The following is a 12656-nucleotide window of genomic DNA, read 5'->3' on the forward strand; positions in this document are numbered from 1 at the left end:
CTAGAAATTAACCAAACAGACATTAAATAATTACAATACTATATATGATATGATATAAATAGTGAAATTTAAGGGGGTTTTTAGATGGAGGATTTTTTAGTCGGAAGATCAGCTGTACCACAGGAAGAAACTTGGGATTTAACAGATTTATTTACAGATAATCAGGTGTATGAGTCTTTTGTAAAAGCTCTGCCTGATCGTGCACAAGCATTTAAAAAACAGTATTCAGGTAAGTTAAAGGATACTGAATCAATTCAAAAAGCTTTAGATGACTATTGTACTTTAGCAATTGATATTGATCGCGCCGATAACTTTTCTGAAATACAAGCAAGCGTAGATGTTACGGATGCTGAGCGCCAACGACTTGCAGCTTTATTCCAAACTTTATACGGTAAAATAAATGGTTATTTAACTTTCTTAACATCTGAACTATTATCATTGGATGATACTCAGTTAGATCAGGCAATTGAAAAAACGACATACAGTCATTTTCTAACAAAGTTAAAACGACTAAAACCATATCAACTACATCCACAAGCTGAAGAAACACTTGCACGTTTGTCCCCTGTCTTAGAAGCACCGAGTGATATCTATGGTGTGACAAAAATGTTGGATATTGATTTTGGACAATTTGAAGTGAATGGCAAAAAATATGCTATGGATTATACGACTTTTGAAGGTATTTACGAAGATCATGCTGATACAGACATTCGTCGTACAAGCTTTCGTCATTTTAGTGATACATTACGCAAATATGAAAATACAACAGCAGCAGCCTATAATGCCCATGTTCAAGGCGAAAAGTTAGAAGCTGATATGCGTGGCTATGACTCAGTGATAGATTTCCTATTAGCAGAACAAGATGTGACACGTGAGATGTATGACCGTCAAATAGACGTTATTATGTCAGACTTAGCTCCTATTATGCGTCGTTATGCCAAAGTCATTCAACGTGCAAATCAATTAGAGGAAATGCGCTTTGAAGACTTGAAGATATCTATTGATCATAATTATGAACCAGATATTACAATTGAAGAATCTAAAAAATATATTTTTGGGGCATTGGGTATATTAGGTTCAGATTATCAAAATATGCTTGAACAAGCATATGATAATCGCTGGATTGACTTTGTTCAAAATAAAGGAAAAGAAACAGGTGCTTATTGTGCATCGCCATACGCTTCACACAGCTATATCTTTATTTCTTGGACAGGTAAAATGACTGAAGTGTTTGTGTTGGCGCATGAATTAGGTCATGCTGGTCATTTTAACTTAGCGAATCGTCATCAAAATTACTTACAAGCAGATGCTTCGATGTATTTTGTCGAAGCGCCATCGACTATGAATGAAATGTTAATGCTGAACTATCTACTTGAAAGCAGTGAAGAAAAAGCATTTCAACGCTGGGCGATTGGTTCGATTATTGCACGTACATATTATCATAATATGGTGACGCATTTACTTGAAGCTGCGTATCAACGTGAAGTTTATCTTAAAGTGGATCAAGGTGAATCACTCACTGCCTCACTTTTAAATGATATTAAGCGTCAAGTTATTAAAGACTTCTGGGGTGACGATATCGTGTTGACAGAAGGTGCTGAATTGACATGGATGCGACAACCTCACTATTATATGGGACTTTATCCATACACATATTCAGCAGGCTTAACAATTGGTACGATGATGGCACAGCGTATTCAAAAAGAAGGTCAATCAGCAGTAAAAGATTGGCTTAAAGCATTAAGTGCTGGCGATAGTGTCTCACCTATTGAATTGGCACATATCGCAGGCATTGATATTACAACTGAGCAACCGTTAAAAGAAACAATCTCATATATCGGTTCACTTGTAGATCAACTTGAAACATTAACAGATGAATTGAATGGATAAGAGGATAAAGGACGAATGGCCACATGCCATTCGTCCTTTATTTGCAGTTATTATTGTTGATCTTGAGCACGTGCCCACCCTTTTTTTGTAAGTGAGATTTGTCCTGTTTCAATATTGATAATACGTTGTTTATATAAATGTCCAATCGCGCGCTTAAATGCACCTTTACTCATATTAAATACTTCTTTAATTGCTTCTGGGCTTGATTTGTCCCAAAAAGGCAATGTACCATCATACTCCACAAGTAGTTGGAAAATTGTTTCGCCATCATCATCTAAACGCTCGTGTGCAAGTGGTAAAAATGATCCATTCAATTCACCTTTGTCATTGTGACCGATAATTCGAACAGACATTTCTTGGCCAAGACGTGGTTCTTGCTGACGTTCGGATTCGTGTACGAATATTTTATGACCGTCTCCAGTCAGTAAAAATGTACCTACACGTAACAAGCGATATGGGCGTGCTGTTAACACTTCGTTTTGAAATTGATCATCATGGACGGGTGTAAACATTTGTTGAACCGTTGTTTCTGAAGCAAGTCGTGCAAACATTTGTCGCTCACGGTCAATACGAAGCGTACTTAATACGCAGTCGCCCTTTTCTGGCCATAAAGACTTCAACTTAGGAAGGTCTTCCCATGGAATTAAGACTTCACGTGGTAATCCAACATCTACGCGTGCACCGTCACGGTCTGTGCTTAATACACGTACGAAGTCATAGCGCCCTACTGTTATATCAGGCATATTTTGAGTGGCGAATAAATCCCCAGAGCGGTTAGGATATATAAAAAAGCTATAAGATTCCCCTATTTCTAATTCGTCAGATTCTTGTACTTCAGATTGATTCAGCTTGATGACCTCTTTGTTCGGGCCTTCAAGGATATATGTTGAACCTTCTAGTGCTTTTACTTCTAAAAACTCTATTGTGCCAACGATTTCATTTTCTTTAAAAGACATAACGTTCTCCTCTTGTTTGTTAGTTATCTCTATTATAGCATGCGTTAGTTTGATAAGCATCAAAGGATTGAATGTAAGATCGGTTTCAACCGCAACATATCGAAACAGTGTGTGTTATATGGTATAATGCATGCGTTAAGAATATATATAAAGGAGAAAGTGCATGTTACAAGTTACGGATGTTAGTTTACGATTTGGTGATCGTAAATTGTTTGAAGACGTTAATATTAAATTTACACCAGGCAACTGTTATGGCCTAATCGGAGCAAATGGTGCAGGTAAGTCGACTTTTTTAAAGATTTTATCAGGAGAATTAGATTCTCAAACAGGACATGTATCATTAGGAAAAGATGAGCGTCTTGCGGTGTTAAAACAGGACCACTTCGCATATGAAGATGTGCGAGTTCTCGATGTTGTGATCAAAGGGCATGAGCGTTTATACGAAGTGATGCAAGAAAAAGATGCCATCTATATGAAACCCGACTTCAGCGATGAGGACGGTATTCGTGCTGCTGAACTTGAGGGAGAGTTTGCAGAGATGGATGGTTGGAATGCTGAATCGGATGCAGCGACTTTATTATCTGGTTTAGGCATTGATACAAGCTTACATGACAAACAAATGTCTGAACTAGAAAACAATCAAAAAGTGAAGGTTTTATTAGCACAAAGTTTATTCGGTGCTCCAGACGTTCTTTTACTGGATGAGCCTACCAATGGTTTGGATATCCAAGCAATTAGCTGGTTAGAAGACTTCTTAATCAACTTTGATAATACAGTGATTGTTGTATCACATGACCGTCACTTCTTAAATAATGTGTGTACACATATCGCTGACTTAGACTTCGGTAAAATTAAAATTTATGTTGGAAACTATGACTTCTGGTATCAATCAAGTCAACTTGCACAAAAAATGGCGCAAGAACAAAATAAGAAAAAAGAAGATAAAATTAAAGAGTTACAAGAATTCATTGCACGCTTCTCTGCCAATGCTTCTAAGTCGAAACAAGCGACAAGTCGTAAAAAACAATTAGAAAAAATTGAATTAGACGACATTCAACCATCATCGAGACGTTACCCATTTGTAAAGTTCTCGCCAGAACGTGAAATTGGAAATGACTTATTATTTGTTGAAGGTATTTCCAAAACAGTTGACGGTGAAAAAGTACTCGACAATATTTCATTTACGATGAATCCAAATGATAAAGCAGTATTGATGGGCAGCAGCGAGATTGCAAAAACAACATTGTTAAAAATTCTTGCAGGTGAATTAGAGCCTGATGAAGGCACAGTTAAATGGGGTGTGACGACATCTCAAAGTTACTTCCCTAAAGATAACTCAGCCTTTTTTGAAGGTGTCGATATGAACCTTGTTGATTGGTTGCGTCAATACGCGCCAGAAGATGAACAAACAGAAACATTTTTACGTGGTTTCTTAGGACGTATGCTTTTTAGTGGTGAAGAAGTGAAGAAAAAAGCGAGCGTGTTATCAGGTGGCGAAAAAGTACGTTGTATGTTGAGTAAGATGATGCTATCAAGTGCAAACGTATTACTTTTAGATGAACCAACAAACCACTTAGACCTAGAAAGTATTACATCAGTCAATGAAGGCTTGAAATCATTTAAAGGTTCAATTATCTTTACATCATATGACTTTGAGTTTATCAATACGATTGCAAATCGTGTCATTGATCTTGATGTGCCGACAGGATTATCAAAAGAAATGACTTATGAAAGTTATTTACAAGAAAAAGGGATTTTGAAATCTAAATAGTGATATTAGACAGACGGAGTGGGACATAGGTGTGATGCGTTCATCATAAACATGCCCTACTCTTTTTGTTTTTGAAGAAGGAATTATCTGTGAATTTAAAAAATTAAGCATTTGGTGTTTACAGTTAGTATTTCAGTATGTATAATATGAGACATATTAATTTAATAATTATTGATGAGGCGCATCAATCATGAGTAGATATAATGAATTTGTCTGCAAACAACTTATATCCAAAGGGTGCGATGCCGAAATAAACAGAGATTGCAGAATCTGTTTATTGGATTCACAGGTTAAGAGCTAAGAATCTGTCATTATTCTAGAGATAATGGAGTGCATCACTTGTATATAAAGTAAGCAAGTTCGCACACCGAACTTGCTTTTTTATATATCACGTGACTCCCCTTTTGTGAGGAGGTCGATTTAAATGACGATGAATCAATCGTTCGTTGAAAAGAAGGTATCTGTGAATTCAAGCATGAAAAATCGCATTTATTTTCTGAATTATAAGAAATGAATCAATTTAAAAATAATTACAAAAGAAGATGGAGTGAATGACATGGTAAAATTAGCAGTCGCAGGTGCAACAGGTTTAGTAGGTTCTAAAATTTTAGAAACAATTGATCGAAAAGGTATTCAGTTTGATGAACTCGTTCTATTTTCTTCAAAACGATCAGCGGGAAAAGAAATTGAATTCCAAGGAAAAACATATATTGTACAAGAACTTACTGAAGAAGCGACGGATGGCAACTTCGATTACGTATTAATGAGTGCAGGTGGCGCAACAAGTGCTCGCTTCGCCCCACTTTTTGAACAACATGGTGCGATTATCATAGATAACTCAAGTCAATGGCGTATGACAGAAGATGTTGACTTGATCGTTCCTGAAGTGAACAAACCGACATTTACTCGTGGGATCATTGCGAATCCAAACTGTTCAACGATTCAATCAGTTGTTCCTTTGAAACCTTTACAAGAACAATTTGGATTGAAACGTGTTGCATATACAACATACCAAGCTGTTTCAGGTTCTGGTATGCAAGGTAAAAAAGATTTAGAAGATGGCGTGCACGGTGCAGAGCCAAAAGCGTATCCACATCCAATCTATAATAATGTCTTACCACATATCGATGTTTTCTTAGAAGATGGCTATACAAAAGAAGAACAAAAAATGATTGATGAAACAAAGAAAATTTTAAATGAACCAACATTAAATGTAACTGCGACTTGTGTACGAGTGCCAGTACAGGACAGCCATAGTGTGCATATCAATGTGACGTTGGATCGACAAGCAACGGTTGAAGAAATTCAATCATTGTTCGATAAAGACCCACGTGTTGTACTCGTAGACAATCCATCAAACAATGAGTATCCACTTGCAATTCATTCAACAGGACGAAATGAAGTTTTTGTAGGACGTATTCGTAAAGATGATTCATTAGACAATACATTCCATATTTGGGTGACTTCAGACAACTTATTGAAAGGTGCAGCATTAAACGCAGTACAAGTGTTAGAACAAGTTCTAGAATTGAAAGGAGAATAAATGTTATGACACATATTTTTGAAGGGACCGGTGTAGCATTAATCACCCCTTTTAATGATAATCATGTAGATTTTGATGCGATTCGTAGACAAGTCAACTTTTTAATAGATAATGGCATTCAGTCGCTCATTGTAAATGGAACAACAGCAGAGAATCCAACATTGACAGAAGATGAAAAAGATCAAATCATCCAAACTGTGATTGATGAAAATAATGAACGTGTACCGGTGATTGTCGGAACAGGCACGAATAATACACAACGTTCATTGGAAGCGTCATTGCGTGCAAAAGAATTAGGTGCTGATGCGATTATGCTGATTACTCCTTACTATTTGAAAACAAGCCAGCGTGGGCTCATTGCACACTTTGAAACAATTGCGAATGCAGTTGAGTTGCCAGTTGTATTGTATAATGTGCCATCCCGAACAAATAGTACGATTGAACCGGAAACATTGGAACGATTGAGTCAAAATCCTTATATTGTTGCTTTAAAAGACGCAACAAATGATTTTGATTATTTGGCTGAAATTCAATCACGCATCGACACGTCAAAATTTGCACTATACAGTGGGAATGACGAAAATATTGTTAAGTATTTTGATGAAGGTGGTCACGGACTGATCTCTGTGGCTGCAAATGTCATCCCAGCAGCATTTCAAAGAGTTTTTACTGATGCTGAAAATCGAGCAGATCACTTTAAACCGATTGGCCAACTGCTAGAAGCGATGTCAGTGGATATTAACCCAATTCCTATTAAATATTTAGCAGCATTAGAAGGATTTGGCCAATATGAAGTACGATTACCATTAGTTGCTTTAAACAATGAAGAACAAGCAACGTTAAAAACAGCGTATGAACAATTCAAAGCGGAGGTTCAAGCATGAACATATTATTAATTGGTTACGGAGCGATGAATCAGCGTGTGGCACGTCTAGCAGAAGCGGCAGGTCATAAAATTGTAGCGGTGATTCCTAATCGACAACATGATGATATCCCCTATCCTATCGTAAACGAAATTAGTGCAGCAACTGAAGCAGATGTTGCAATTGACTTTTCACATCCTGAGTTATTATTGCCAGTGCTTGATCAATCATTCAACTTGCCATTAGTCATTGCAACGACTGGAGAAAAAGAAGCAATTACGACAAAACTTGAAGCACTTGCTGAAAAAATGCCAGTATTTTTCAGTGCAAATATGAGTTACGGTGTACACGTCCTTGCGAAATTATTAGAAGTAGCAGTTCCGTTACTCGAACAATATGATATTGAGTTGACAGAAGCTCATCATAATCAAAAAGTAGATGCGCCTAGTGGTACATTAGTTAAACTATATGATGTAATTGAACAATTACGAGATGAAGTCCAACCTGTCTATGATCGTAGTCAACATACTGAAAAACGTACAAAGAGCGAAATCGGTATTCATTCTCTACGTGGTGGTACAATTGTCGGAGAACATGATGTGTTATTTGCTGGTGTTGATGAGACAATCACACTCTCACATCGTGCACAATCTAAAGATATTTTTGCGAATGGTGCATTAAAAGCAGCAGAAAAACTTGTTCAGAAAGTACCAGGATATTATACATTTGATAACTTATAAGGAGTGTAAGAAAAGATGGTTAAAAATTTTACGGCTGAAGAAATTATTCAATATATTAGTGATGCAAAAAAATCAACCCCTCTCAAAGTCTATGCGAATGGTGACTTTTCAAATGTTACGTTCCCAGAACAATTCAAAGTTTTTGGTTCAGACGATTCGAAAGTCATTTTCTGCGAAGCAAATGATTGGCAAGCTTTTTGTGATAAAAACCAATCTGTTATTACAGAATTAGAGATTGAAATGGATCGTCGCAACTCGGCTATTCCTTTGAAAAACTTAGTAAATACAAATGCACGTATCGAACCGGGTGCATTTATTCGTGAACACGCTGTGATTGGCGACGGTGCGGTTGTTATGATGGGTGCAACAATTAACATCGGTGCGATTGTTGGTGAAGGTACGATGGTTGATATGAATGCGACGTTAGGTGGCCGTGCAACGACAGGTAAAAATGTACATGTCGGTGCAGGTGCTGTGCTAGCCGGTGTTATCGAGCCACCAAGTGCTGCACCTGTTGTGATCGAAGACAACGTTCTGATCGGTGCGAATGCAGTCGTATTAGAAGGCGTGCGCGTCGGTGAAGGTGCAATCGTTGCTGCAGGTGCAATTGTGACACAAGATGTCCCTGCAGGTGCAGTTGTTGCAGGAACACCTGCTAAGGTTATTAAACAGGCGAGTGATGTAGCAGATACAAAACGTGAAATTGTAGCTGCATTACGCAAACTGGATGAATAAAGTGAACGGTATGAAAGAGTTTTATAGCTTTTCCTAACAAAGCATGTATTGTGTAGTAGACAACGATCGAAGTGGGTGGACAAAAGTCAAAAGCTTTGTGCCCCACTTCTTTTGTTTAAATACCAAGGAGTGAATAAAATGAGTGAGTTAGAGTTTGTCACACAACATCGACAATGTTTACATATGCATCCTGAATTAAGTTTGCAAGAATATAAAACGACTGAGTATATTGTTGAATTTTTAGAATCTGAAGCAGTCCCCTTCGAAAGACCATTAGAAACGGGAGTTGTAGCTTATCTAGAAGGAAATTCTGATAAAACAATCGCATTTAGAGCAGATATTGATGCACTTCCAATTGATGAAGAAAATGAGATCCCCTTCCGTAGTCAAATAGATGATGTCATGCATGCTTGTGGTCATGATGGTCATACAACGGCGCTAATGTTACATGTAAAAAGATGTAAAGCACTTTATGATGCTGGTAAACTTCCTCATAATGTCGTTTTTATTTTCCAGCCAGCAGAAGAATCCGGTGGTGGTGCAAACTTATTAATAAAAACAGGCGCACTTGATCCCTATGCTATCGATGCGATTTATGGCGTGCATATCATGCCATTTGTTGATGAAGGATCAGTGATTGTACGTGACGAAGAAATAACAGCAAGTGCAACGGAGTATCGTTTCTATTTAGAAGGACAATCAAGTCATGTTGCGAACAAGGAGCAAGGTCACTCAACGGGAGAAGCGATGCAACACTTGTTGATACAATTATCACAAATTCAACAATATCATCTAAATGGCTTACAGCGTAATATTGTCCATATCGGTCGTTTTCATGCAGGAGAAGCAATCAATACGGTTCCAAGTAATGGGTATTTAGAAGGAACAATTCGAACATATGATATGCATGATTTACAACAGGTACAACAGCAGATGAATAAAATTGCGCAAAGTATCGAACTGTTATTTGACGTGTCGTGTGAAGTAAAATTTGAAGAAGGTTATCCACCAACAATCAACGACCCAGACTTAAAAAAATATGTTGTGGAAAGTTTAACACATCATCGCTTACAAGTGATTGAACCTAAAACACCGTACTTATTCGGGGAAGATTTCAGTTTTTATCAACAAATCGCCCCATCTTATTTTGTTTTTGTAGGAACGAGAAATGAAGAACAAGAATTTGTACATGGTTTGCATACGCCGAAATTAAACTTTGATGAACAAATACTTATTCGTGTCGCAGATTATTATGAACGCCTACTATTTAATTATGGTGAGGTGATAGAATGACAGCGATATGGCGTGTAGACAGTGAAATCTTTCAGAAAAATATTAAACAGGTAAAAAATGATCAACCGTTGATAGCTGTTGTGAAAAATAATGCTTACAATTATGGTTTGTCATTTGCAGTTGAACAGTTTTGGAAAGCGGGTATTCGTTGTTTCAGTACAACCTCATTGCATGAAGCGGTAAAAATTCGACAATTGTCCCCTACTGCGACAATATTTTTAATGAATCCCACACGTGAATTTGAGACATTAAGAAAATATGATATCCATATGACACTTCCTTCTTTAAACTTTTATTATGAACATAAGCGTGCGCTGGCGGATGTTAAGGTTCATTTAGAATATGAGAATTTACTTCATCGATCTGGGTTTAAAACACTTGATGAGTTGTTAGAAGTACTTGAAGATCATCAAGCCAATACAAAACCTAAAATGATTATCACAGGACTATGGACACATTTTGGTTATGCAGATGAATTTGACGTTTCAGATTATGAAGAAGAGCGAGATGCATGGATTCAAATTGTAGAGACATTACTGAAAAAAGATTATCAATTTGAGATGATTCATGCACAAAACAGTGCGAGTTTTATACGTGAAGGACAAATATTCCAGCATCACACACATGCGAGAGTTGGTATTGCATTGTACGGGTCTCGACCTTATGCATCACTTTCTAGAACGTCGATATCACAGTCACTTACTGTACAAGCAAATGTCATACAAGTACGTACAGTTCAAGCAGGTCAACATTGTGGATATAGCTTTGCATATACAGCGGAGAAGGACAATACCAAACTTGCTGTTGTTGATATTGGGTATGGAGATGGTATCTTGCGTACACGTGCACAACATGATGTGTTAATTCATCAAAAACGCTATCCGATTCGTGCACTCATGATGAGTCATATGTTTGTAGAGGTAGACGATGATGTGCGGCCACAAGACGTTGTGACGCTTTATAATGAAGATTTAAGAATAGATGATTATACATTCAAAGGTGTCGGTGCAAATTCTGAACAATTGAGTGCACTCAACCTTGATTCTTTAATAAAGGAGTACAAATAAATGACAGTCACTTATAACAAATCAGGAGAACTTACAATTGATGGGACAAGTTTAAAAACAATTGCCCAAAGTTACGGTACACCAACAATTGTGTACGATGAAAATCAAATTCGTGAACAAATGAGACGTTATCATAAAGCGTTTCAACATAATGATATCGGCTATGTTTTATCATATGCGTCAAAAGCATTTACATGTATTCAGATGATTAAACTTGTACAAGAAGAAGATTTTGATCTAGATGTCGTGTCTGAAGGTGAACTTTATACAGCAATTGAAGCGGGATATGATCCAAAGCGTATTCATTTTCATGGAAACAACAAAACAAAACAAGAAATACAATATGCCCTTTCTCAAGGTATCGGTTACTTTGTAGTCGATTCTTTAGATGAAATTGATGTTTTAGACGACTATGCGACAGATACGGTAGATGTGTTAATCCGTGTGAATCCAGGTGTAGAAGCGCATACACATGAATTTATTCAAACGGGTCAAGAAAAAAGTAAATTTGGTTTGTCATTAAAACATGGGCTAGCCGAACAAGCTGTTGAACGTATTCAACAAAGTCATCACTTACATTTAAAAGGTATTCATTTTCATATTGGATCTCAAATTGAAGAAACAACAGGTATGATTGAAACAGCTAAAATGGTATTAGAATGGCTTGATCATCATGCGCTTGAAACTGAATTACTGAATCTTGGTGGTGGCTTTAGCGTAGAATATGTTGAAGGTGATCAGTCGTTTGATATTGAGCAAGGAATTACGGAAATTGTTCAAGCAGTGAAACAAAAATGTCGTGAGCTTGATTATCCAATTCCGACATTAAGTATTGAACCAGGACGTTCCATTGTGGCTGAAGCGGGTGTGACTTTATACGAAGTTGGTACAATAAAAGATATCCCTACTGTAAACAAATATATCTCTATTGACGGTGGGATGAGTGATCACATCCGTACAGCACTGTATGATGCGAAATATAAAGTACTGCTTGTGAATCGTAATGAATCGGCAGATCAAGTCGTGACATTAGCTGGAAAGTTATGTGAATCAGGTGATATTTTAATACATGAGGCAGCACTTCCTTCAAGTGTAGCACGTGGTGATTATTTAGCAGTGTTGTCAACGGGAGCTTATCATTATAGTATGGCATCGAACTACAACCAAATTCAAAAACCAGCCGTGTTCTTTGTGGCAAATGGTAAGGCACGTGAAGTGATTAAACGCCAGTCGTTAAGACAACTGATTATCAATGATGTGAGATAAAAATATTTTATGGTGGGATGGGAAAACCTGTCTCACCTTTTTAATTGGTTGCTGTGTAATTTTAGCGGAGAATGAACATGTAGGACTGCTTATGGGTATAAAGACAGCAAAAAGACGCGTACATGGAATGTACCCGTCTTTTTGTTAAGTCAACATTGCATCTATTTATTATAGTTTAACAACGTTTGCAGCTTGTGGGCCGCGGTCGCCTTCAACTACTTCAAATTCAACTGCTTGACCTTCTTCTAATGATTTGTAACCTTCTTGGTTGATAGCTGAGAAGTGTACGAATACGTCGTTTTCTCCTTCAACTTCGATAAAACCAAAACCTTTTTCAGCGTTAAACCATTTAACTGTACCTTGTTTCATAATATGTGAAACCTCCAAGACTAAAATTCAATATGCGCTATTCGCATATTACAAAAAATACTCCATTTCACATCAATATTCTTTGCAATATGGAATAATGCAATTGCTTACATACTATTATAATGTAAGGTTGACGTATTTGCAATACAGAAATTAAAAAATT

The 12656-nt window shown here is 37.1% G+C and carries 11 protein-coding genes and 1 riboswitch; of the genes, 9 read left to right on the forward strand and 2 right to left on the reverse strand.

Translation table 11 applies throughout. The annotated features are described in order from the left end of the window. The first annotated feature begins 84 nt into the window (after positions 1 to 84). Positions 85 to 1890: an oligoendopeptidase F gene (pepF, locus tag MUA51_RS04950; protein WP_262560766.1), complete on the forward strand. Its 1806-nt coding sequence runs from the start codon at positions 85 to 87 to the stop codon at positions 1888 to 1890. 50 nt (positions 1891 to 1940) lie between these two features. Here the strand turns inward: pepF and MUA51_RS04955 are convergent, their stop codons facing one another. Continuing rightward, on the reverse strand, positions 1941 to 2846 hold the full coding sequence (locus MUA51_RS04955) for a CvfB family protein (RefSeq protein WP_262560767.1): 906 nt from the start codon (positions 2844 to 2846) through the stop codon (positions 1941 to 1943). Positions 2847 to 3009: 163 nt separating this feature from the next. Between MUA51_RS04955 and MUA51_RS04960 the strand changes: the two genes are divergently transcribed. From MUA51_RS04960 to lysA, 8 genes are all read left to right on the forward strand, one after another. Beyond that, positions 3010 to 4617: an ABC-F family ATP-binding cassette domain-containing protein gene (locus MUA51_RS04960; RefSeq protein WP_262560768.1), complete on the forward strand. Its 1608-nt coding sequence runs from the start codon at positions 3010 to 3012 to the stop codon at positions 4615 to 4617. Between the two features lie 166 nt (positions 4618 to 4783). After that, positions 4784 to 4961, forward strand: a riboswitch (Lysine riboswitch). Positions 4962 to 5173: 212 nt separating this feature from the next. Continuing rightward, entirely contained in the window at positions 5174 to 6160 is a 987-nt protein-coding gene (locus MUA51_RS04965) for an aspartate-semialdehyde dehydrogenase (RefSeq protein WP_262560769.1), read from the forward strand. A 5-nt stretch (positions 6161 to 6165) separates the two neighbouring features. Further along, positions 6166 to 7044, forward strand: coding sequence for a 4-hydroxy-tetrahydrodipicolinate synthase (gene dapA, locus MUA51_RS04970; protein ID WP_262560770.1), 879 nt, complete (start codon positions 6166 to 6168; stop codon positions 7042 to 7044). Beyond that, positions 7041 to 7763 carry a 4-hydroxy-tetrahydrodipicolinate reductase gene (gene dapB / locus MUA51_RS04975; protein WP_262560771.1) on the forward strand — a complete coding sequence of 241 codons (723 nt, stop codon included), beginning with the start codon at positions 7041 to 7043 and terminating at the stop codon, positions 7761 to 7763. Before dapA ends, dapB begins: the two co-directional genes overlap by 4 nt. Positions 7764 to 7778: 15 nt before the next feature. After that, positions 7779 to 8498, forward strand: a complete 720-nt coding sequence (gene dapD, locus MUA51_RS04980) for a 2,3,4,5-tetrahydropyridine-2,6-dicarboxylate N-acetyltransferase (RefSeq protein WP_262560772.1) — start codon at positions 7779 to 7781, stop codon at positions 8496 to 8498. Between the two features lie 138 nt (positions 8499 to 8636). After that, a complete protein-coding gene (locus MUA51_RS04985; protein ID WP_262560774.1) occupies positions 8637 to 9791 on the forward strand; it encodes a M20 metallopeptidase family protein in 1155 nt (384 codons plus the stop codon). Continuing rightward, positions 9788 to 10858: an alanine racemase gene (alr, locus tag MUA51_RS04990; RefSeq protein ID WP_262560775.1), complete on the forward strand. Its 1071-nt coding sequence runs from the start codon at positions 9788 to 9790 to the stop codon at positions 10856 to 10858. The genes MUA51_RS04985 and alr overlap by 4 nt, the downstream gene beginning before the upstream one ends. Then, a complete protein-coding gene (lysA, locus tag MUA51_RS04995) occupies positions 10859 to 12124 on the forward strand; it encodes a diaminopimelate decarboxylase (protein WP_262560776.1) in 1266 nt (421 codons plus the stop codon). 168 nt (positions 12125 to 12292) lie between these two features. Here the strand turns inward: lysA and cspA are convergent, their stop codons facing one another. Further along, positions 12293 to 12493, reverse strand: a complete 201-nt coding sequence (gene cspA / locus MUA51_RS05000) for a cold shock protein CspA (RefSeq protein WP_015900294.1) — start codon at positions 12491 to 12493, stop codon at positions 12293 to 12295. Positions 12494 to 12656 lie beyond the last annotated feature (163 nt).

Source organism: Staphylococcus sp. IVB6214, from assembly GCF_025558585.1.
Lineage (GTDB): Bacteria > Bacillota > Bacilli > Staphylococcales > Staphylococcaceae > Staphylococcus.

What these genes read in the sequence shown, in the direction of transcription:
- dapA (WP_262560770.1), top strand. Translation starts at nt 6,166, where the DNA reads ATGACACATATTTTTGAAGGGACCGGTGTAGCATTAATCACCCCTTTT.
- pepF (WP_262560766.1), top strand. Translation starts at nt 85, where the DNA reads ATGGAGGATTTTTTAGTCGGAAGATCAGCTGTACCACAGGAAGAAACT.
- MUA51_RS04965 (WP_262560769.1), top strand. Translation starts at nt 5,174, where the DNA reads ATGGTAAAATTAGCAGTCGCAGGTGCAACAGGTTTAGTAGGTTCTAAA.
- dapD (WP_262560772.1), top strand. Translation starts at nt 7,779, where the DNA reads ATGGTTAAAAATTTTACGGCTGAAGAAATTATTCAATATATTAGTGAT.
- alr (WP_262560775.1), top strand. Translation starts at nt 9,788, where the DNA reads ATGACAGCGATATGGCGTGTAGACAGTGAAATCTTTCAGAAAAATATT.
- dapB (WP_262560771.1), top strand. Translation starts at nt 7,041, where the DNA reads ATGAACATATTATTAATTGGTTACGGAGCGATGAATCAGCGTGTGGCA.
- lysA (WP_262560776.1), top strand. Translation starts at nt 10,859, where the DNA reads ATGACAGTCACTTATAACAAATCAGGAGAACTTACAATTGATGGGACA.
- MUA51_RS04985 (WP_262560774.1), top strand. Translation starts at nt 8,637, where the DNA reads ATGAGTGAGTTAGAGTTTGTCACACAACATCGACAATGTTTACATATG.
- MUA51_RS04960 (WP_262560768.1), top strand. Translation starts at nt 3,010, where the DNA reads ATGTTACAAGTTACGGATGTTAGTTTACGATTTGGTGATCGTAAATTG.
- MUA51_RS04955 (WP_262560767.1), bottom strand. Translation starts at nt 2,846, where the DNA reads ATGTCTTTTAAAGAAAATGAAATCGTTGGCACAATAGAGTTTTTAGAA.
- cspA (WP_015900294.1), bottom strand. Translation starts at nt 12,493, where the DNA reads ATGAAACAAGGTACAGTTAAATGGTTTAACGCTGAAAAAGGTTTTGGT.